The following is a 19,512-nucleotide window of genomic DNA, read 5'->3' on the forward strand; positions in this document are numbered from 1 at the left end:
GCACGAGAGCTCGACGCGGCCGCGGACTGCGAGCGCGAGGCCTCCGCCGCGGCGGCCGAACGGGACGCGGCGGCGCGCGAGGACTCCGCCGCCTGGACGGCCGCCGCCGACCGGGACGCCTCTGCGGACTGCGCGGCGGCCTCGGAACGCGAGGCCTCCGCCGCCTGTGCCTCCGCGGCGGCCCGGGACGACGCGGCAGCCTGGGACGACTCGGCGGCCTCTGCGGCGGCCGCCTCCTGCGCCACCCGCGAGGACTCAGCCGCGGCCGCAGCCGCGGAACGGGACGCCTCCGCCGTGTCCTCGGACGGGGTGGCGGACTCGGTCGCGGATGCAGTCGACGCCGACGCGGAGGACGCCGAGGAGGACTCGGACGACGCCGACGTCGACGGCTCGACCGCCGGGGCCGTCGTCGAGCTCTCGGCGGCGACGGGCTCGGAGCGGTCGCCGGTGAGCCACGGCAGGACGACGCCCACGAACAGGCCGGCGAGCAGGACGAGGCCGGCCACCCAGAGCAGCGGGCTCAGGCGGCGACCCCCGCCCGCGGCGGTCGCGCCGGCAGCGGCGAAGGACTCGCGGTGCGCGCCGCGCTGGTCCGTGTACTCGGGGACCTCGTCGAAGCGGTCGGGCTGGTAGGCCATGGGTCAGTTCTCCTGGCGGGAAGCGGGCGTGGACGGCGCCGGATCCGCGGGTCCCCTCCGGGCCCGGCTGCGGGTGCCGCGCTTGCGCAGCAGCCGCGTGACCAGCAGGGGTCGGTAGGCCAGGGCGGCCTCACGGTCCAGCAATCCGTTCAACACCTGATAATAGGCGGTCGGAGGCAGCCCCAGACGCTCTCGGACGGCGTGGTCCTTGGCCCCGCCGTACCGCCAGGTGGCGGCCTCCAGGTCCAGGACCGCACGCTCCAGGTCCGTCAGCTCGTCCCGTCGCGCCCGCGCGCGGGCACCCTCGTCCGGGGCCGGATCGGGCGAGACGGGCGTGGGGTGGGACATGGCGGCCACTGTACCCACCCGGTCTACCCTCGGGGCATGGAGTTCATCGCGCCCCTGGATCCGGGCTGGGAGGCGGCCCTCGCCCCGCAGGCCGCCGCGTTCGAGCAGGTCGGCGAGCGGCTGCGGGCCCGCCGGGCGGCCGGAGAGCAGGTGCTGCCGGCGCCGGAGCACATCCTGCGGGCGTTCCGTCAGCCGTTCGCGGACGTCCGCGTCGTCGTGCTGGGCCAGGACCCCTACCCGACGCCGGGCCATCCGATCGGCCTGAGCTTCGCGGTGGACCGCCACGTGCGGCCGCTGCCCCGCTCCCTGGCCAACATCCACCGGGAGCTGCACGACGACCTCGGCATCGCCCCGCCCGCCCACGGCGACCTCTCCGCGTGGACGGACCAGGGCGTGCTGCTGCTGAACCGCGCCCTCAGCGTGCGGGCCGGCGCACCCGGCAGCCACCGCGGCCTCGGCTGGGAGCAGATCACGGAGGCCGCGGTGCGGGCCCTCTGCGCGCGCGGCACCCCGCTCGTGGGGCTGCTGTGGGGAGCCGACGCGCGGCGCATGGCGCCGCTGCTGACGGCGGCGGGGGCCGGCGTCGTGGAGTCCCCGCATCCCTCGCCCCTGAGCGCCCACCGCGGGTTCTTCGGCTCCCGGCCGTTCAGCCGGGTGAACCGGCTCCTCGAGGCGGCCGGCGCGGCCCCGGTGGACTGGCGCCTGCCCGACTGAGCCGGGCCGCCGGTCAGCCGCGCTGGTGCATCACGAGCTCGGTGGGCAGCAGCGTGCCCATCCGGTCGGTGATCGGCTTGGCCAGGGTGTTGCCGAAGGCGACGCCGGCCGCGATCGCCACGACGATGACCGCGGCGTTGAACAGTCCCTCGACGCCCAGCAGCGTGGCCCCGGTCTCCACGGTGAACCCGTAGACGGACCGGAACATGGTGAGTCCGGGAAGCAGGAACAGCATGGACGGCAGGACGATCACGAGCGCCGGGGCTGCGAGCCGCTGGGCCACCAGGCGGCCGAGGAACCCGACCGCCGCCGCGGCGACCGCGGGCACCAGCCGGTCGCTGACCCCGACCTGCTGCGCGGCCAGGTACGCGCCGAAGCCGGCCCCGGACACGAGACCGCAGGCCAGGATCTGCGGCCACCGCGACTGCTCCACCACCGCGTCCGCCATGCCCGCGGCCATCACGAGGCCCAGCAGCAGCAGCGGCGGATAGCTCAGCGTCCCCGCCTCGGCCAGGTCCAGCTGTTCGAATCCCAGGAGATCCCCGATGCCCACGGCGATCATGATCCCGGCCATCACGCCGGCGAACACGAGCAGCGCGGAGAGGAAGCGGCCCGCGGCGGTCACCGGGAAGCCGTGGATGGCGTCCTGCACCGCGGTGACGAACCTCGCCGTGGGCAGGAGCATCATGATGCCGCCGGCGATCACCAGCGCCGGGTTGACCGGCAGGTCGAGGGCGTGGGCCATCAGCGCGATCACCGTGGCCGTGATCGCCCCGAACATCGTGGAGAAGATCTCCGGGAAGCGCGCCTTGTCCGCCTGGACCTTGAGCCAGAAGACCAGCCAGGTGGAGACCATGCCCAGGGCCGCGCCCGTCCAGGTCCCGCCGATGAACGGCACGAAGCAGGCCACGAACACGCCGGAGAAGAGGACCTCGAAGACGGCGGGGAACGGCTTGGGCTGATGCCGGATCTCCACGAGCCGGCGCTGGGCCTCGGCCCGGTCCACCTCGCCCGCGGCGATCTCCTCGACGAGCCGGTGGACGGCCACGAGCCCCTCGAAGTTCACCGAGGACGAGCGGACCACCCGCTGGAGGGTGAACGGGGCCTCGCCGCGTGAGGAGTCGGGCGCGTAGTTCAGGGAGATGGACTGGTTGGTCAGGTCCACCTCGGTCTCGAGGATCCCGTAGGCCTGCGTGGCCACGATGATCGAGGTCTCCACGTCCAGCGAGGCCGCGCCGAAGCTGAACATCGTCTCGCCCAGCTTGAGCGCGAAGTCCAGGGTGGTGCGGGCCTCGAGGGCCTGCGCCTCCGCGCGACGCTGCTGCAGCGTGGAGCGCATGCGGCGCCCATACGGCGAGGAGTGCAGGCGGTCGGCCAGCACGAGCGCCTGCGTCGGCAGGTTCTCGACGAAGACCTCACGGGAGCGCCGGCCCCGCCGACGCCCGCGCTTCTCGGGCGGGCCCACGGGGACCACCGGGTCCGGGACGGTGATGTCCGGCGCGGGGATCACGTCCGGAGCGGGCAGGGCGCCGTCGGCGTCCGCGGGGGCCAGGACGGAGGTGGGCACCTGCTCGGACAGCGGCGGCTCGGTCAGGGGCGCGTCCGCGGCCGGTTCCGGCAGCGTCTCCGCCTCCGGCTCTGCCGGCTCCTCCGGCTCCGGCTCCGGATCGGCGGCGGCGGGGCGGACCACGGGCGGCAGCGGCTCCGTCGGCTCGACGGCGACCGCGGCCGCGGCCGGGTGGGCCGACTCCGCCGGGTCGAGGTCGAGCAGGCCGGGGTCCTCCGGGTCGATCGCGAGGTCGCCGACAGCGGCGGCGTCCTCGGCGCCGGCCGGGCGCAGCACGGGGATGAGCGTGGGGACGGCCGGGGGCTCCGCGATGCGGGGGTCGAACCGCGCCGGCTCCTGGGTGCCCTCCTGCTCCATGCGGCTCACCCTCTCCTTCCGTATGCGGGCGCTGGACGCGCCACGGCGGTGGGCCGAGCCCCGCCGACGCGTCCATCCAACCACGCCGACACCTCCCCCGCCGGGGCCTTCGGCACCGCGGCCCGGGGATGCGAAAGGGCCCTCCCGGAGGAGGGCCCTGCTGCGGTGGATCTTACTGGACTCGAACCAGCGACCTCTCGCGTGTGAAGCGAACGCTCTAACCAACTGAGCTAAAGATCCGGGCGTCGCCCCATCGGGGTGACAACTCGAAGAACGATACCTCAGGCGGCGTCGCCTGTCCACCCGGGCGACGGCCGCCCCGCGCACGGCGGAGCGGCCGTCGAGAGCCGACGAGCACGTCAGGCGTCGGTCAGCGTGGCGCCGGGCTCGAAACCGCCCTGGGCGACCAACGAGGCCCCGGCGCCCGGAGCGGGCCCCGGTCAGGAGCTGCCGCCGAGGGAGGAGACCGCCCTGGTGGCGTCCGCCAGACCGGCGCCGCAGCCTGCGTAGCAGGTCACCGGCATGGACCGGGCCGTGGACGTGAGGGTGGACTCGACCTGGGCCGGGGTGAGGCTCGGCTGCTCGGCCAGCAGCAGGGCGGCCAGGCCCGCGACGTGCGGGGTGGCCATCGAGGTGCCGTTGTAGGCGGCGTGGCCGGCCGTCGTCGGGGTGGTGGCGCCGTTGTTCACGGTCGAGATGATGTTCGCGCCCGGGGCGGTCACGTCCACGACGGAGCCGTAGTTCGAGAACGAAGCGCGGGCTCCCTGCGAGGTGGAGGCGGCCACCACGATGGTGTTCCGGCAGTTGGCCGGGCGCACGTTGGCGGCGGGCTGGTTCTCGTTGCCCGCCGCCACGACGACGGGCACGCCGCGGGAGACGGCCGCGTTGATCGCGTTCTGGTAGGTGGTGCCGCACATGCCGGAGCCGCCGAGGGACATGTTGATGACGTCCGCCGGGTTCGGGTTGGCCGGCACGCCCGCCACGGTGCCGCCGGCGGCCCACACGACCGCGTCGGCGATGTCGGACAGCGAACCGCCGCACTTGCCGAGCACGCGGATGGGCTGGATCTTCGCGTTCGGGGCCACGCCGACGACACCCTGGGAGTCGGCCACGGCCGCGACGGTGCCCGCCACGTGGGTGCCGTGCCACGAGGAGTCGGAGGCACCGGCGGTGCCGCACTCGCCGGCGGCGTACCAGTCGCCCTCGTCGCGCGGGTTGGAGTCGCGGCCCCCGCCGTCGCGCGCCGCCCGGCCGTCGGAGATGAAGTCGTAGCCGGGCACGACGTTGCGGTCGAGGTCCGGGTGGGAGGTGATGCCGGTGTCGATGACGGCCACGGTCACACCGGAGCCCGTCGTGCGGTCCCACGCACCGGGGACCCGCATGCCGTGGGTGCCGGTGAAGCCCCACTGCTGCGAGTAGAGGGCGTCCACGGGACTCAGGCCGGTGGCGGTGAGGATGGCGTCCGGCTCCACGGCCTCGACCGCCCCGGAGGCCTTCAGGTCGGCCATGAACTTCGCGGACTCGGCCTGGTCCAGCTTGCGGTCCGCCTTGATCACGCGGGAGCCGAGCGCGGTCTCACGCAGCTCCTTCACGGAGACGCCGGCCTCCTTCGCGGCCTTGCCCCAGGCGTTGGCTCGGCCCTTCGCGTGGGCGGTGGCGGCGGTCTCCTTGTAGGTGACGATGAAGGAGTCGTAGCCGTCGGCGTTCGGGTCCTCGACCTGCGCCGCCGCCAGGGGCGAGGCGGCGGTCGGGGTGGCTGCCGGTGCGGCGGGGGCGTCGCCGGAGGGGGCCGCGAGCGCGGGGGACGAGGTCAGGGTCCCGCCGGCGAGGACGGCGCCGGCCACGAGGGCGCCGATGCGGCGGCGGGTGCTGCGGGGTGGGGAGGACTGCACGGGATCTCCTCGGAGTTCTGGGCCACCGGATGCGGGTGCCCGAGGGGCTCGGGCCGGGGTGACTGGGATCACGGTAAGGTCACGATTCCGTCACGACGAGGCCGCGGGCCGAAGTCTGGCGGATGGTCGAGGCATCTCTGGCGGATCCGCCAGCCAAGCCGGGCGGATGGTCGGGGCGCGCACAGCGGCACCCCAGCGTCGGCCCGCGCCGGACACGACGACGGCGCCGCGCCCTCCCGGCGGAGGTGCGCGGCGCCGTCGGGCCCGCGGTGGGGTGGAGCCCCCTGCCGGATTCGAACCGGCGACCTGCTGTTTACAAGGCAGCTGCTCTGGCCAGCTGAGCTAAGGAGGCCTGCGGCCGGCGCCCGGGGGCGCCGCGGCCGACCCTCCCAGCGTACAAGGCCCGGGCGGACGACGCGGGGCGTCCCCGCGTGGGGACGCCCCGCGGACCTCGGCGCCGGGTCAGCCGGCGATCTTGGCGCCCGCCCATTCGATGAAGGTCTTGTCCTCGCCGTCGAGCGCCCAGTTCTTCCCGTCCACGAACACGGTGGGGGTGCCGGCCACGCCGGCGGCGCGCGCCTGGCGGGTGGTGTACTCGACCGCGGAGCGGAACGTGCCGTCCTCGACGCAGGAGGCGATGTCCGCGCCGTGCTCCTGCGCGAGCTGCGTGAGCGCCGCGTTGTCCAGGCCCTTGCCCTGGTGCTCGTCGTAGGCGGCGAACAGGGCGGATACGAAGCCGTTGTAGGCCTCGGGCTTCTGGTCCGCCACACAGTACGCGGCGTTGGCGGCGCGGGCCGAGTAGTTCTGGTTGTTCGGGGCGCTCAGGTAGTCCACCATCCGGTACTCGACCGTGACCTCGCCCTGCTCGAGCCACTGCTCGATCTGGTCCCCGTTGGTGGACTCGAAGTCCGCGCAGTGCACGCAGTTGAAGTCCTCGTAGAGCACGATCCGCGTCGGCTCACCGTCACCACGGGCCTCGGTGTTCGGCAGGGTCTCGGGCTGGGAGCTCGCGGCCTGCTTCGGCACCTCGATCTTCGAGGGGTCGACCTCGCGTTCTCCCGCGCCCTCCGCCAGGTCCGTGGCCGAGGTCAACTCGATGCCGCCCTGCTCGTTCGCCACGGCGGGGATGGGGCCGGCGGTGGCGGCGTCGTCGCCGTTGCGGTTGAGCACGAACGCGACGACGAGGCCGATCACGAGCACCACCGCGAGGACCGAGCCCCAGATGACGCCGGTGCGGCGGCGACTGTCCTTCCTGCGCTGCTCCTCCTGGATCTGGCGGGCACGCGCACGAGCGTCCGTCGCCGAGGTGTGCGAGCCTGACGTGTTCCGGGCCAAGGGTCCTCCTCGTGGGGCAGTCGGTCCGGGTCGAGCACCGGAGCCGGCGGGCAGCGGGCGCGCCGCGCCAGGCGAGCATAGCGGCCCTGTCTGAAAGGATCGTGACCATGGACACCGCCGAGACCCCCTCCCCCGTCGATCGACTGACCATCACGGGCGCCCCGTCGGGGGACGCGACCGAGGACCCGGCGACGTCTCTGCTCGCCCTGCCCTGGGCGCTCCCCCTCGAGACGTGGCCGCGTGAGGTGCTGGCGGCCCTGCCGCGGGGCATCTCCCGTCACGTGGTGCGCTTCGCCCGGATGGGCGGGGGCATCGTGGCGGTGAAGGAGACCACTGAAGAACTCGCGTTCCACGAGTACCGGCTGCTGCGCCGGCTCGAGCGGAGCCCGGCGCCGTCGGTGGTGCCGGTGGCCGTGGTCACCGGACGCACGGAGGACGACGGCACGCCCCTGCCCGCCGCCCTCGTGACCCGGCACCTGCGCTTCTCCCTGCCGTACCGCGCCGTGTTCTCGGAGCGCCTCGAGCGCCGCACCCTCGTGCGGCTCATGGACGCGCTGGCGACCCTGCTCGTGGAGCTGCACCTCGAGGGGTTCTTCTGGGGTGACGTCTCCCTGTCCAACGTCCTGTTCCGGCGGGACGCGGGCGGGTTCGCCGCTCACCTGGTGGACGCCGAGACCGGCGAGCTGCGGGAGCGGCTGTCCACCGGCCAGCGCGAGCACGACCTGGACGTGGCCGCCGTGAACGTGGGCGGTGAGCTGCTGGACCTGCAGGCCAGCGGGCTGCTGGACCCGGAGGTGGACCCCGTCACCACGCCGGACCTGCTCGTGGCGTCCTACCGACGGCTGTGGGACGAGCTGACCGAGCCTCTGCTGTTCCCCCGCGCCGAGCCGTGGCGCCTGGACCGCCGCGTCCGCCGCCTGCAGGAGCTCGGGTTCGAGCTGGCCGAGTACTCACTGCGCGCCGCCGACGCCCCCGGGATGATGATCGCCCGGCCCGTCGAGATCCACGCGGGCTACCACCGCCGTCGGCTGACCCGCCTCACGGGACTCGAGGTCCAGGAGAACCAGGCCCGGCGGCTGCTCGTGGACATCGAGGCCGCCCGCCGGGAGTGGGACCCGTACATGGACATCGAGGCTGCGGCGCACCGCTGGGTGGTGGAGGTGTTCGACCCCGTGGTCCGCTCGGTGCCCCTTGAGCTGCGAGCCAAGCTCGAGCCCGCCGAGGTGATGCACCAGCTCCTCGAGCACCGCTGGTACCTCTCCGAGGCCCGCGGCCAGGCCGTGCCCCTGCAGGAGGCGGTGGACTCCTACGTGGACACGGTGCTGCGGGCCCGCCGCGACGAGGACGCGGTGGCACTGCACCCCACGACCACCATGCTGCGCGCCGTCCCGCCTGCGGACGCGGACTGACGCCGGACGCGGCTCAGCGGCGCAGGAGCAGGAAGCCGGGGGCCGGGACCGCCGCCGGCACCGTGCCGGGGCCGAGCGGGCCGTGGTCGCCGTGGCCGGCGAGCAGCTCCGCCCGCGTCAGGTCCGCGGGCACGGGAAGCGGCTCCGCGCCGAGGGCGACGAGCAGGACGACGTCGGCGTCCTCGCCGGCGCGGGTGAGGCGCACGTGGCGCCGGGCCGCGTCCACCTCGGCCCGGACGCGGTCGCGGCGAGGGTCGGTGAGCTGGGGCAGCGTGCGGCGCAGGCCGATCAGGGTGCGGTAGGCGGCGAGCACGCGCACCCCGCGGCCCTGGCCGTCCGTGCCGCCCGCGGCCTCCGCCCAGTCCAGCACCGCCGCGTCCCGCGTCGCGGGGTCCTGCGGGTCGGGGACGTCGGCCGGGTCCCAGCCATGGGCGGCGAACTCGCGGCGTCGTCCCTGCCGGACGGCGTCCCCGAGCTCGGGCTCGCGGAACGAGGTGAAGAACGGCCACGGCGTCGAGGCCGCGAACTCCTCCCCCATGAAGAGCATCGGCACGTGCGGGCCGGTCAGCAGCAGGGCGGCCTCGGCCGCGAGCGCACCCTCGGACAGGGCGGCAGCGGTGCGGTCGCCGCCGGCACGGTTGCCCACCTGGTCATGGTTCTGGATGCTGGCCACCCACGCATGGTTCGGGACGGCGTCCGGCACGGCGCGCCCGTGATCGCGGCCGCGGAAGGTGGAACGGGTGCCGTCGTGGAAGTAGGTGCGCTCCATGACCTTGGCCACCGCCTCCAGCGGGGCGAAGTCCGCGTAGTAGCCGTGGGTCTCCCCCGTCGCGGCCACGTGCAGGGCGTGGTGGACGTCGTCGTTCCAGGCCGCCGCGAGGCCGAGCCCGCCGGCCTGGCGGGGCAGCACCAGACGCGGGTCGTTGAGGTCGGACTCGGCCAGGAGGGGCACGGGTCGGCCGGCACGGGCCGCGATCCCGTCCGCGAGCGCGGCCATCTCCTCGAGCAGGTGCACGGCGCGGGTGTCCCGCAGGGCGTGCACCGCGTCGAGGCGCAGCCCGTCCACACGCATCTCCTCGAGCCAGAAGCGGACGTTGTCCAGGACGAACCGGCGCACCTCGTCCGAGTCGGCGCCGTCCAGGTTCAGGCCGTCGCCCCAGCCGGTGCCGCCCGGGCCCAGATACGGCCCGAACACCGGCAGGTAGTTGCCGGAGGGGCCCAGGTGGTTGTGCACGACGTCCTGGACCACGCCGAGGCCGGCGGCGTGGGCGGCGGCCACGAAGCGACGGTAGGCGGCGGGGCCGCCGTAGGACTCGTCGACGGCGAACCACGCCACCCCGTCGTAGCCCCAGTTCCGCGGGCCGGAGAAGGAGTTCACGGGCAACAGCTCGACGTGGGTGACCCCGAGGTCCGTCAGGTGCGGCAGGCGGGCGATGGCGGCATCGAGGGTCCCCTCGGCCGTGAAGGTGCCCACGTGCAGCTCGTACAGGACGGCGCCGCGCAGGCCGCCGCCCTGGAGCACGGTCGGATCGGACTCCACCCCGGGCGGCCCGGCCCAGCCCTCGTCCGGCCACGCGACGGAGCGGCCGGCGACGTCGCGGCGGGAGGGCCCGTGGACCGTGTCGGGCTGGCGGCGGGAGCGGGGGTCCGGCACGGGGTCCGCCCCGTCCACGCGGTAGCCGTAGCCGGGGTCGGCCGGCGGTTGCGCGGCGTCGAGGCCGAGGGCGGCCAGCGGGTCCTCCGTGGGCGTCCACCAGCCTCCGGCGGCGGGGTCCATGGCCACGACGGCGGCGACGGGCCAGCGGTCCTCGGCGTAGCGCAGGGCGCCGGGCTCGGTGTCGACGAGGACGAGCTCGACGCTCTCGGCGTGCGGCGCCCACACGGCATAGGGGACGGCGCGCGCGGCCTCGACGGCGGCCCGCTCGTCCGCGGCGGGGTCCACGGGGTCGGAGCCGATCGGGTGCAGGCCCGGGGCGGGGGCGTCGGCCGGGCGGGGCTCGGTCACGGGGCGGTCCTCTCTCGGCGGTCGGACGGGGCGTGCGCCGGGACGAGCAGCGCGACGGGCAGGGTGCTGAGCAGTTCGTCGAGGCGCACGGCGCCGCGCGCGTCCGGGTGGACGGGGTGGCCGGTGACGGCGTCCTCCCACCGCCCGGCCGGCACGGTCACGACGGTCTCGCCCCAGCCACCGGCGGCCGCGAGGCGGACGGGCCAGCGGGTGGCCACGGCGAGCGCCCCGCCCCGGTCGAACGCGATCGCGTGCTCGGCGGCGGGGCCGGAGACGTCGAGCGGGCGGTGGCCGGTGAACAGCTCGGGCCGGTCGCGGCGGGCGCGCAGCACCGCCGCGACGACGGCCAGCTTGGCGGCGGCGGGGTCGTCGAGGCCCGGCGTGTGGCCGGCGTCGAGGCGGTCCAGCAGGTCGGCCCGGGCGGCGAAGTCCACGGGGCGGCGGTTGTCGGGGTCCACGAGGGTGGGGAAGGGCACCTCCGTGCCCTGGTAGACGTCAGGGACGCCGGGGGCGGCGAGCTGGACGAGCTTGTGGCCGAGCTGGACCACCAGGCCGGGCTCGGCGAGGCGGTCCGCGACGGCCTGCAGCACGCCCCGCGCAGGCCCCTCGGGGGAGGTGACGGCGGCGGCGAGCGCGGCGAGCCGGGCCTCGAACTCGGGGTCCTGCTCCGTCCAGCTGGTGGCCAGGGCCGCCTCGCGGGAGGCCTTCTGCAGGAACCCGAGGATCCGCTCCTCCTCCGGTGCGGTGCCGTCCGTGGGCCAGACGCCCACGATGGACTCCCAGAGCAGCCGCTCGGCGTCGGGGTGGCCGAGCGGGTGGAGACGCCTCAGCTCGGCGAGCTCGGCGGCCCAGCGGTCGGGCTCCTCGGCGAGCACGGCGATGCGGGCGCGCACGTCCTCGCCGCGCTTGGTGTCGTGGGTGCTCAGGGTGGTCATGGCCGTCGGCCAGGCGGCCTGGCGCGCCTGCTGGGCGGAGTGGAAGTCGGCCAGGGACAGGGCGACGTGGGAGGGGTCTCCGCCGACCTCGTTCAGATTGGCCCACCGGGTGTACCGGTAGAAGGACCGGTCCTCGACGCCCTTGGCCATCACCATGCCGGAGGTCTGCTGGAACCGGCGGGCCACGGGCGAGTCCGGGTCGGTCAGCTCGGGCCGCAGGTCGCCGAGCACGTCGGCGAGGCCCGGCTCCGCCGCGGCCGCGTCCGCCAGCGCGCCCTCGAGCACGGCCAGGCCCACGGGCAGATAGGTGCGGTACACGGGCAGGCGGGCGAGCACGGCGGCGAACGCGGCGGCCACGTCCTCGTCCGGGTGGGCACCGAGGGCGTGCACGGCGCGGACCTCCCGGACCAGCCGGGCGGTCTCGGCCGCGAGGGAGCCGGTGGCCACGTCGTGCTTGGCCCGCACCACGGCCTCGTCCCACTCCCGACGACGGCGCGCGTCCTCGGCCGCATCGCCCGCGGCCTCGGGGTGCATGAAGACGCGTTCGACCTCGCCGAGCGCGTCGTAGCCGGTGGTCCCGTCCACGGGCCAGTCCGCGGGCAGCGCCTCGCCGGGCTCGAGGATCTTCTCCACCACGAGGTAGCCCTCCGGCAGGACGTGGGAGCGCAGGCGCCGCGCGTAGCCGGCCGGGTCCGCCAGGCCGTCCGGGTGGTCCACGCGCAGCCCGTCCACGAGCCCTTCGCGGACCCAGCGGGCGGGTTCGGCGTGGACGGCGTCGAAGACCTCGGGCTCGTCCACCCGGACGCCCGCGAGCGTGGTGACGGTGAAGAAGCGGCGGTAGTTCAGCTCGGCGTCGCCGCGGCGCCAGCCGACCAGCCGGTAGTGCTGGCGCTCGTGCACGGCGCGGGCCAAGCGGGCCTGCTCCGCGGTCGGCTCACTCGCCGGGTCCGCCTCCGCGAAGACCTCCGCGGCGCGTAGCCCGGTCTCCGCCTCGGCCGCCTCGAGCGATCCGGGGGCGAGGGGGTAGACGTTGTCCCAGTAGCGCAGGCGACCCTCGTCGACGACGAGACGGTTCAGCTCCGCGTCCGCGTCCCCGTCAGGACCGTCCCCCAGGACGGGGATGAGTAGAGACCCGCCGCCGGCCGCCCAGTCCACGTCGAACCACGCCGCATGCGCCGCCTCGGGACCGTGGGTGAGCACGTCCCACCACGCCGGATTGGCCTGGGGCGTGGCCACGCCCACGTGGTTCGGCACGATGTCGACGAGCACGCCCATGCCCGCCTCGTGCGCGGCGCGCGCGACCGCGTCCAGTCCCTCGGCCCCGCCGCGGGCGGCGTCCAGCCGCGTGGGGTCCACGACGTCGTACCCGTGGTCGGAGCCGGGCTCGGCCTCGAGCAGCGGCGAGAGGTAGAGCCAGTCCACGCCCAGGCGCCGCAGATAGGGCACGAGCCCGGCCACGGACTCCAGCGGCAGATCCGGGCTGACCTGGAGCCGGTAGGTGGACGCGGGGGCGGAACGGACGGTCGAGGTGCTCACGCGGCGACGCTAACAGAGGCCCCCGACGCGGCATCAGGCCCGGCGGACGGCGGCGGGCGCGGTCACGGGGCCGGACGCAGCGGCAGGTCCTCGTACTTCTCCGGCGGGTTGTGGAAGATGTCCTCGCCGACGAAGGGCTCGCCCGAGGGGTCGACCAGGACCATCTCGTCCCGCAGGACGGTTCCGTCCGGCTGGGTGAGGTCGATGATGAACCCCGTGCCGGACTGGCGGATGCGCTCGATCGAGGTGTAGCCGTACTTGGCCGTCAGGTTCTGACGCAGCGTGTCCAGCCCCGCCAGGTGCGTCCACACACCCACGCCGGCCAGCACGGCCGCGACCGCCAGCACCACGGCCCCCACCCGGCGCTGCAGCCGGGTGTTGTCCAGGACGTCCACCTCGGTGTTGCGTCCGTGCGCGTCAGCGTGCCGGCGGTGTCGGCGCTCACGCCAGATCCCGGCGGCCAGCAGGATGCCGCCGACGACGAGCGCGAGGGCGGCCGCCCAGTAGGCGAGCCAGGGGGTGAAGAGGTTGACGGGCTCGAAGGTCATGCCCCCAGTGTGACATCCCTCACGTCTGCGGGTTGCTCAGGGCAGGCCGGCGCCGCGTGCCGCGGTCCACAGGCGGTGCCACTGCGCGGAGTCCATCGCCTCGGCCGCGGCGGCCGCCTCGGCGCACGCGGCGACGCGTTCCGGGTCCTGGGTGCCGATCACGGGCCGCACGTCCCACGGCAGGCGCAGCAGCCAGGCGAGCACCACGGCCTCCCGGCTGCCGCCCAGCTCCGCTGCGACCTCGCCGACGGCGCCGGCCGCGCCGTCGTCGCCGGAGCTGAACCGACCCTGCCCCAGCGGACCCCAGGCCTGCAGCTCGATCCCCTCGGCCGCGCACACCGGGCCGAGGCGCCCAGCGTCGGCGTCCGCGGGGGCGTCCGGGTGGTTGGCGAGCACGACCGCCTCCATGAGGGTGCGATGGTGCAGGCCGAGCTCGACCTGGACGCACGCCAGCCCGGTCCCGTCCGCCGCCTGGCTCTCGAGCTCGCGCTGGAACTCGAGGACGCGGCCCACGCCGAGGTTGGAGACGCCCAGCTTGCCGACCAGGCCCGCCTCTCGCGCGTCGAGGAAGGCGCGCACGGTGTCGGCCACGGGCGTGAGGACGTCGGGCCGGTGGATGATCAGGGTGTCCACGCGCTGCTCGCCGAGGCGGGCCAGCGAGCCCTCCAGCGAGGCGCGCACGTGCTCGGGCGAGGAGTCGTAGCGGGTCAGGCGCCGCCCCGCCGGGTCCGTCTCGTGCAGGACGATCCCGCACTTGGTCTGCACCTTCAGGGCGGAGCGCTCCTCGTAGGGCAGCTCGTGCAGCAGCCGGCCGACGGTCTCCTCGGAGCGGCCGGCCCCGTAGATGTCCGCGGTGTCCAGCAGGTCGACGCCGGCCTCGATCCCGGCGCGCAGGGCGCGGCGGGCACGCTCCACGGCCGCCTCGGCCTGCGCTGCGCCCGCGGGCCCCTCCGGCCCCGCCCCCGGATCGGCGTCCGGGGGCGGCGGGGGAACGGACCCCCAGGCCATGGTCCCGAGCACGATCGGGGTGGCCGGGGTCGGGTCGAGGTCGAGCGGCGGATGCGTGGGGGCTGTGCTCATGGCCTCACCGTCTCACGTCCGCCCGCCCCGGGTCCGGACCCGCCGCCCTGTGATGGGATGGGTCCATGAAGCTCGCCACGTTCCGCCAGCCCGACTCCGACGCCGCCTACCCCGGCGCCACGTTCGCCGCGGTCATCACCTCCGTGCACCCCGAGGACCCCGAGGTCGCCGTGCGCGCCGTCGCCCTGCCGGACTGTCGCGACGTCGGCGAGTACCTCACCGCCACGCCGGAGGAGCAGCGGGAGATGGTGGAGGGCGCCCTCCGCGCGGCGCAGGCCGACCGGTCCCTCCTGCTGGACACCTCCGGCCTCGTCTACGACACGCTCGTCCCCTTCCCCACCAAGGTGTTCTGCGTGGGCCTGAACTACACGAACCACATCGACGAGACGGGCCTGGAGCGCCCGGAGCATCCGACCCTGTTCGCGAAGTTCCCGCAGTCGCTCACGGGCGCGCTGGACCCGATCGAGGTCCCCGAGGAGGACCACCGGGTCGACTACGAGGGCGAGCTGTGCATCGTGGTCGGGGAGCCGGGCCGACGCATCGCCGTCGAGGACGCCCCGGAGCACATCGCGGGCTACGCGGTGGCCAACGACATCTCCATGCGCGGCTTCCAGGGCCGCACCTCCGAGTGGCTGCAGGGCAAGGTGTGGGAGGCCTCGACGCCCGTGGGTCCGTGGCTGGTCACCCCGGACGAGTTCCCGGCGGACGCGCGCGTCCTCACGCACGTCAACGGCGAGCTGCGTCAGGAGGACCGGGTCACCGACGTCGTCTTCTCCCCCGCCGAGCTGGTCTCCTACGCCTCGCAGCTGATCACCCTGAACCCGGGCGACCTGATCCTGACCGGCACGCCCGCGGGGGTCGCCCTGGCCCGCCGGGACGCCGAGGGCCGCCGCCCGTGGCTGCGTCCCGACGACGTCGTCGAGGTGGAGATCACCGGGCTGGGACGCCAGCGCAATGAGCTCGTCTGAGGCGGCGCCGGCGGACGCCCTGCCCCGCGTCGTCGGCATCCTCGGTGCGGGGCGGGCGGGCACCGCGCTGGCACGGGCGATCGCGCGCATCCCCCGCCTCTCCCCGGGCATGGCCGCCCCGCGGGTGATGGTCGCGGGCACGCGGCGCCCCGCGGCGGTCCAGCGTCACCTGACGATCTACGCGCCCGAGGCCGTCGCCGTGTCGGCCGAGGACCTGGCGGCGGAGGCGGAGCTCGTCGTCGTGGCCGTGCCGCGCGAGGCGCTCGACGACGTCGACCCGCTCGCCCTCGCCGGGCCGGCCACGCGCGCCGTGGTGGACCTGACCAACACGTGGCCGGGCGAGCCCGTCCCGGCGTGGCTCGACGACGACGACGGCTCGCCCGGCTCCGTCCGGATCGCCGCGCGCTGGGCCGCCGCGGGACTGCGCGTGCCCGTCGTGCGTGCGTTCTCGGAGATCTCGCACCACGACCTGGAGGACGCCGGGCGCGCCACGGCCCCGCGCCGCGCCCTCGCGGTGGGCACCGAGCCGACCGACGCGGCGGCCGACCCGGCCGCGGTCGCCGCCGCGCGCGACACGGTGGTCGCCCTCGTCACCGCGATGGGCTTCGACGCGGTCCCCTACACGGGCCTCGACCGGGCCGGGGTCCTCGAGCCGGGGGCGGCGGGGTTCGGCACCGCGCACGACGCCGGCCGGCTCGCCGCGCTGCTCGCCGACGCGCCCACCGGCTGAGGCGCGCCACCGGCCGCGGTGCCTACGCTGGGCGGGACCGCCGACCCGTCCAGGAGGCCCCCGTGACCCGTCCGACGCACCGCATCGCCCGCCGCACGCTCACCGCGGTCGCCCTGTCCGCCGCCGCCCTCACCGGACCGGCGGCGTCCGCCACCGTCGTCGCCCTGCCGGTCACGGCGGGGGTGACGGGCGCCGTCGTCGCCGCCGCGCCGCAGGCCCACGCCGTGGCCTGGGACCAGGTGGAGCTCGTGGATGACGCGGGCGTGATCGACCCCGCCCAGCTGCGCCGAGACCTGGCGGGGATCGAGTTCCGGGAGCCGACCCGCGTCGCCGTGGTCACCGAGCGCGGCCCGGACCTGTCCGCGCTGGACGACGACCGCGCGTCTCAGGCGTTCAACGGGCGGGTGCTCGAGCGGGCTCGCGCCGAGCACCCGGACTGGATCAGCGCGGACGGCCAGAAATGGGCCGACGACCTCGTGATCGTGGCGCTCGACCCGGACAACCGGTTGATCGGGGTGTACGTGGGCGAGGACCGGATGCTCAGCACGGACCGGCTGCGGGAGGTGCGCGAGGCCGGACACGAGGCGGCCCGTGCGGCCCGGTGGACGGACACGGTCGTGGATGTGACGGACGCCGCCGCCGAGCTGATCGGACGCCCCTGGTGGCAGGCTCCCGAGCTGTGGTTCGGCGCGGGGATCGTCGGTGTGGCGGGCGGCGGCGCCGCGGCCGCGGCACTCGCGAGCCGACGGCGTCGCCGCCGCCGGACGGCCGACCTGCTGGCCGAGGCCCGCACCCACCTGACCTCCGTGACCCTGGAGATGGACGCCACCGAGGTGAACGCGTCCACGGTGCCCGAGGACTCGCCCCACGCGGCCGCGCTGATGGAGCGCTTCCGCAACTTCCGGCGCCAGGCGCTCGACGCGTCGGCGGAGCTGGACCGCCTCGAGGCCCTGCCGGAGCGCAGCCTGCATCGCACGGAGCATACCCGGGCCGCGGAGGACGTCCGGGACCGCGCCCGTGAGCTCGACCGCCTCGACGACGCCGTGGCCGCGGCGAACACCTTCCTCAACCGCCACCCGGGGTGGCCGGCGGCGTGGGACCAGCAGACCGCCCCGCTGCGGGCCGACCTGGACGCCGTCGGCACGCTGGCCTCCTCCGTCGGCTCCGCCGGAGCCGTCCGGTCCGCCGTCGCGGCGCTGGAGTCCTTCCGCACCGAGGCCCAGGACCGGCTCGAGGCGCTGGGTGCGGACCTGCAGGACGACCGCCTGACCCCGGCCGCGGCGTTGGACGAGCTGGACGCGCTGCGGCGTCGCCTGACCGGGCTCGTCTCCGCCCTCGCCGACGCCGAGGTGGCGGCGTTCGGCAAGGACGAGGCCGAGCGTGAGCTGCTGCGCGACGAGCTGCGCTCGCACCGTGGCCCGGCCCGGTCCGCGCGCGGCTCGATCCTGGACTCCGCACTGCCGGCGGATGCCTACTGGACGGTGGTGGCCTTCACCACGGGCCACCAGGCCGGCGAGCGGTCCGTCCAGGACCACCGCCAGGCGCAGTCCAGCTCCTCCGGGACCGGCTACGGATCCTCGGGCGGCTCGTTCTCCGGGGCGGGCTCGTCCGGCCGATTCTGAGCCGATCGGGGCCGGATCTGAGCCGGAAGCTCGTCCGGGCCGGGCACCCGGTCCCTGGCCCACCGCCCCGTTCTGCGAGACATTGAAGGATCATGACCGCCGCTGACACCCCCGCACCCCGCCAGGACCCCCTCGCGTTCTTCCTCGACAAGGCCGTGCCCGAGGCATGGCACGCGGTCGGGCCGCTGGCCTCGGCGGCGCGCGCCGCCGCCGAGCAGGCCGGGCTGGACCGGCAGCTCGTGGAGCTCGTGAACCTCCGGGTCTCCCAGCTCAACGGCTGCGGGTTCTGCCTGGACCGGCACACCCGCCAGGGCGCCGACGCCGGTCTGAGCGTGCAGCGCCTGGGACTGCTGCCGGCGTGGCGTGAGGCCGGGGCCGTGTACTCGGAGCAGGAACGCGCCACGCTCGAGCTCGCCGAGGCGGTCACGGACCTCCCCGAGCAGGAGCAGCTGAACTACGTGCAGGCCTCCACGGCCGCCGTGCTCACGGACGCCCAGTACGCGGCCGTGCAGTGGGTCGCGATGGTGATGAACCTGACGAACCGCATCTCGATCCTGTCCCATCACCCCGTGCGGCGCCGGGACGACTGACCCCCTTCCCCGTCGCCGGCCCGGCGGCGGGGTCCACCCAGGAACGAGAGGACCGACCATGACCGAGCAGACCCCCAGCCTGGAGCACCCGCAGGTCCGCAAGAACGCGGAGAGGTACGAGATCGTCGTCGACGACGCGGGCACGGTGGCCGGCTTCACGGTGGCGATCGACTACGACACCGCCGATGGCCCGGCCCAGCGGATCTTCCCGCACACCAAGGTCGACCACCAGTACGAGGGCCGGGGCCTGGCCTCGACGCTCGTGCGCGAGGCGCTGAAGGACACCGTGGCCGCGGGCCGCCGGATCGTCCCCGTGTGCCCGTACGTGAAGGACTGGGTGGACGAACACGACGACGTGGCCGGCGAAGTGGACCCGGCGCGCCCCGAGCATCTGCAGTTCCTGGCGTCCCGCCAGGGCTGACGCACCGCACCCGGAGACGAGAAGAGCCCCCGCCGATCCGGCGGGGGCTCCTTCTGGTCGGGGTGACAGGATTTGAACCTGCGGCCTCGTCGTCCCGAACGACGCGCGCTACCAAGCTGCGCCACACCCCGTTGGAGGTCTCAGACCTGAATCCAACAGAGAGCGACTATACCAGCCACACCGGGTGCCGCCAAACCGAGAGGCGGGGCAGAATCTCACGCGTGAGACCTCTGCGCACCCCGCGAATCCGAGAGAGGCCGGCATGAGCTGGTGGCCGTTCCCGCGTTCCTCCGCGAGCCCCTCCCCCGACGACGACGGCGCCCCGGCCGCCGCCGAGCTCGAGGAGGCCGTGGCCGCCCTGCGACAGCTGTTGCGCGCGGAGCGGCACCGACTGCGCCCGGACAGCTGGGCCCTCGCGTGGGAGATGGTCGAGCACGCCGCCGAGTACGCGCCGGCCTGGACTCGCCTGCAGCGCACACGGCCCGTGGAGACCCAGGAGCTCGTGCTCGCCCTCACCGGGCGCTTGGAGCCGCTGCTGCGGGACTTCCTCGCACTCCCCGACTCGGAGAAGCCGGCCCATGCCGACGCCGTGCACGCGCGCCTTCGGGAGCAGGGCACGGAGCACGGCCGGCTGCGCCGCCGACTCACCCGCGCGCTCACGGCACGACTGCGGGCCGGCGAGGAGCTCTGAGCGCCGCGGGTGAATGCACCCGGAACGCAGAAAGCCCCGTGCTCATCGCACAGGGCCGCCCGGTGAATCCTCCCGGGAATGCGGGAAGGGCCTCGCACCAACAGTGCGAGGCCCTCCCTCAAAGAA

At 75.2% G+C, this 19,512-nt stretch carries 16 protein-coding genes, 3 tRNA genes and 1 pseudogene; 8 read left to right on the plus strand and 12 right to left on the minus strand.

Annotated features, from left to right (window positions below; translation table 11 throughout):
* Both SJ20_RS04020 and SJ20_RS04025 read right to left on the minus strand, forming a co-directional pair.
* A pseudogene (locus SJ20_RS04020) lies at positions 1-638 on the minus strand (LytR family transcriptional regulator); the annotation flags it as partial.
* Between the two features lie 3 nt (positions 639-641).
* Positions 642-986, minus strand: coding sequence for a DUF3263 domain-containing protein (locus tag SJ20_RS04025; protein WP_152743975.1), 345 nt, complete (start codon positions 984-986; stop codon positions 642-644).
* 36 nt (positions 987-1,022) lie between these two features.
* On the opposite strand from SJ20_RS04025, the gene SJ20_RS04030 reads away from it, so the two are divergent.
* Entirely contained in the window at positions 1,023-1,700 is a 678-nt protein-coding gene (locus tag SJ20_RS04030; RefSeq protein WP_044659029.1) for a uracil-DNA glycosylase, read from the plus strand.
* A gap of 13 nt (positions 1,701-1,713) precedes the next feature.
* Here the strand turns inward: SJ20_RS04030 and SJ20_RS04035 are convergent, their stop codons facing one another.
* From SJ20_RS04035 to SJ20_RS04055, 5 genes are all read right to left on the minus strand, one after another.
* Positions 1,714-3,624 (minus strand): threonine/serine exporter ThrE family protein, encoded by a 1,911-nt coding sequence (locus tag SJ20_RS04035; RefSeq protein ID WP_044659030.1) that lies wholly within the window; start codon positions 3,622-3,624, stop codon positions 1,714-1,716.
* Between the two features lie 166 nt (positions 3,625-3,790).
* Positions 3,791-3,864: transfer RNA gene (locus SJ20_RS04040), tRNA-Val, on the minus strand.
* A 200-nt stretch (positions 3,865-4,064) separates the two neighbouring features.
* Positions 4,065-5,516 carry a S8 family peptidase gene (locus tag SJ20_RS04045; RefSeq protein ID WP_044659035.1) on the minus strand — a complete coding sequence of 484 codons (1,452 nt, stop codon included), beginning with the start codon at positions 5,514-5,516 and terminating at the stop codon, positions 4,065-4,067.
* 275 nt (positions 5,517-5,791) lie between these two features.
* Positions 5,792-5,868: transfer RNA gene (locus tag SJ20_RS04050), tRNA-Thr, on the minus strand.
* Between the two features lie 110 nt (positions 5,869-5,978).
* Entirely contained in the window at positions 5,979-6,851 is an 873-nt protein-coding gene (locus SJ20_RS04055) for a thioredoxin domain-containing protein (protein WP_044659031.1), read from the minus strand.
* A gap of 107 nt (positions 6,852-6,958) precedes the next feature.
* Here SJ20_RS04055 and SJ20_RS04060 point away from each other — a divergent pair, with 107 nt between their 5' ends.
* Positions 6,959-8,260 carry a DUF4032 domain-containing protein gene (locus SJ20_RS04060; RefSeq protein WP_052833430.1) on the plus strand — a complete coding sequence of 434 codons (1,302 nt, stop codon included), beginning with the start codon at positions 6,959-6,961 and terminating at the stop codon, positions 8,258-8,260.
* A 13-nt stretch (positions 8,261-8,273) separates the two neighbouring features.
* On the opposite strand, the gene treZ is transcribed toward SJ20_RS04060, so the two are convergent.
* The 4 genes from treZ to SJ20_RS04080 all read right to left on the minus strand — a co-directional run bounded on the left by treZ (position 8,274) and on the right by SJ20_RS04080 (position 14,364).
* On the minus strand, positions 8,274-10,265 hold the full coding sequence (treZ, locus tag SJ20_RS04065; RefSeq protein WP_044659032.1) for a malto-oligosyltrehalose trehalohydrolase: 1,992 nt from the start codon (positions 10,263-10,265) through the stop codon (positions 8,274-8,276).
* Positions 10,262-12,736 carry a malto-oligosyltrehalose synthase gene (gene treY / locus SJ20_RS04070; RefSeq protein WP_041103095.1) on the minus strand — a complete coding sequence of 825 codons (2,475 nt, stop codon included), beginning with the start codon at positions 12,734-12,736 and terminating at the stop codon, positions 10,262-10,264. The genes treZ and treY overlap by 4 nt, the downstream gene beginning before the upstream one ends.
* 62 nt (positions 12,737-12,798) lie before the next feature.
* Positions 12,799-13,284 (minus strand): hypothetical protein, encoded by a 486-nt coding sequence (locus SJ20_RS04075; RefSeq protein ID WP_041103096.1) that lies wholly within the window; start codon positions 13,282-13,284, stop codon positions 12,799-12,801.
* A gap of 36 nt (positions 13,285-13,320) precedes the next feature.
* Positions 13,321-14,364, minus strand: a complete 1,044-nt coding sequence (locus SJ20_RS04080; RefSeq protein ID WP_041103097.1) for an aldo/keto reductase — start codon at positions 14,362-14,364, stop codon at positions 13,321-13,323.
* A 65-nt stretch (positions 14,365-14,429) separates the two neighbouring features.
* Between SJ20_RS04080 and SJ20_RS04085 the strand changes: the two genes are divergently transcribed.
* The 5 genes from SJ20_RS04085 (at position 14,430) to SJ20_RS04105 (ending at position 18,695) form a co-directional block, all read left to right on the plus strand.
* A complete protein-coding gene (locus tag SJ20_RS04085; RefSeq protein WP_036337392.1) occupies positions 14,430-15,332 on the plus strand; it encodes a fumarylacetoacetate hydrolase family protein in 903 nt (300 codons plus the stop codon).
* Positions 15,319-16,062, plus strand: a complete 744-nt coding sequence (locus tag SJ20_RS04090) for an NADPH-dependent F420 reductase (protein ID WP_036337390.1) — start codon at positions 15,319-15,321, stop codon at positions 16,060-16,062. The genes SJ20_RS04085 and SJ20_RS04090 overlap by 14 nt, the downstream gene beginning before the upstream one ends.
* A 62-nt stretch (positions 16,063-16,124) precedes the next feature.
* Positions 16,125-17,684, plus strand: coding sequence for a DUF5129 domain-containing protein (locus tag SJ20_RS04095; protein WP_036337389.1), 1,560 nt, complete (start codon positions 16,125-16,127; stop codon positions 17,682-17,684).
* 92 nt (positions 17,685-17,776) lie between these two features.
* Positions 17,777-18,274 (plus strand): carboxymuconolactone decarboxylase family protein, encoded by a 498-nt coding sequence (locus tag SJ20_RS04100; protein ID WP_044659033.1) that lies wholly within the window; start codon positions 17,777-17,779, stop codon positions 18,272-18,274.
* A 58-nt stretch (positions 18,275-18,332) separates the two neighbouring features.
* Positions 18,333-18,695 (plus strand): GNAT family N-acetyltransferase, encoded by a 363-nt coding sequence (locus SJ20_RS04105; protein WP_041103106.1) that lies wholly within the window; start codon positions 18,333-18,335, stop codon positions 18,693-18,695.
* Positions 18,696-18,749: 54 nt separating this feature from the next.
* Here the strand turns inward: SJ20_RS04105 and SJ20_RS04110 are convergent.
* Positions 18,750-18,826, minus strand: a tRNA-Pro gene (locus SJ20_RS04110).
* Positions 18,827-18,957: 131 nt separating this feature from the next.
* Here SJ20_RS04110 and SJ20_RS04115 point away from each other — a divergent pair.
* The gene (locus SJ20_RS04115; protein ID WP_036315952.1) at positions 18,958-19,386 is read left to right on the plus strand and encodes a hypothetical protein; all 429 of its coding nucleotides are present in this window, start codon (positions 18,958-18,960) and stop codon (positions 19,384-19,386) included.
* Positions 19,387-19,512: the final 126 nt, after the last annotated feature.

The organism is Micrococcus sp. MS-ASIII-49 (assembly GCF_000946635.1).
GTDB lineage: Bacteria > Actinomycetota > Actinomycetes > Actinomycetales > Micrococcaceae > Micrococcus > Micrococcus luteus.